This window comes from Streptomyces fildesensis (genome assembly GCF_016107395.1).
Lineage (GTDB): Bacteria > Actinomycetota > Actinomycetes > Streptomycetales > Streptomycetaceae > Actinacidiphila > Actinacidiphila fildesensis.
This window is the reverse complement of the sequence record NZ_JAAIKO010000175.1, coordinates 1-493: the sequence shown is the minus strand read 5'-3', so window position 1 is coordinate 493 and position 493 is coordinate 1. Positions and strand designations below refer to the sequence as shown.

The window sequence follows — 493 nt, the reverse complement described above, 5'->3', positions numbered from 1 at the left end:
CGACGCCGAAGACCGATCGGATCTGCGCGATGAGGCGGGTGGCGAGCAGTGAGTGCCCGCCCAGATCGAAGAAATTGTCGTCGACCCCGGCCCGCGGCAGCCCCAGTACCTGCGCGAACAGGTCGCAGACGATCTGCTCCTGCGGAGTGCGTGCCTCCCGGCCCGACCCGACCGACGCGAAGTCCGGCGCCGGCAGAGCGGCTCGGTCGAGCTTGCCATTAGTGGTCAATGGCAGACGATCGAGCAGGATCACGGCCGAGGGGACCATGTGCTCCGGCAGGTTCTCCTGCGCGAAATCCCGTACCTGCTGCGGTAAAAGAGCATCCCGTGCCACCACGTACGCCACCAGACGGGAGTCACCCGGCCGCTCCTCGTACACGATCGCGGTCGTCTGAGCCACCGACGGATGAGCGGACAACGCCGCCTCGACGTCACCGAGTTCGATGCGGAAGCCGCGGATCTTGACCTGGTGGTCGGCGCGGCCGATGAATTC

1 protein-coding gene is annotated in these 493 nt (G+C 66.7%); it reads right to left on the bottom strand.

The window, feature by feature from the left end; translation table 11 throughout:
• The coding region (locus tag C6N31_RS42460) for an AMP-binding enzyme (protein ID WP_198359656.1) at positions 1-493 on the bottom strand (493 nt) is incomplete at both ends.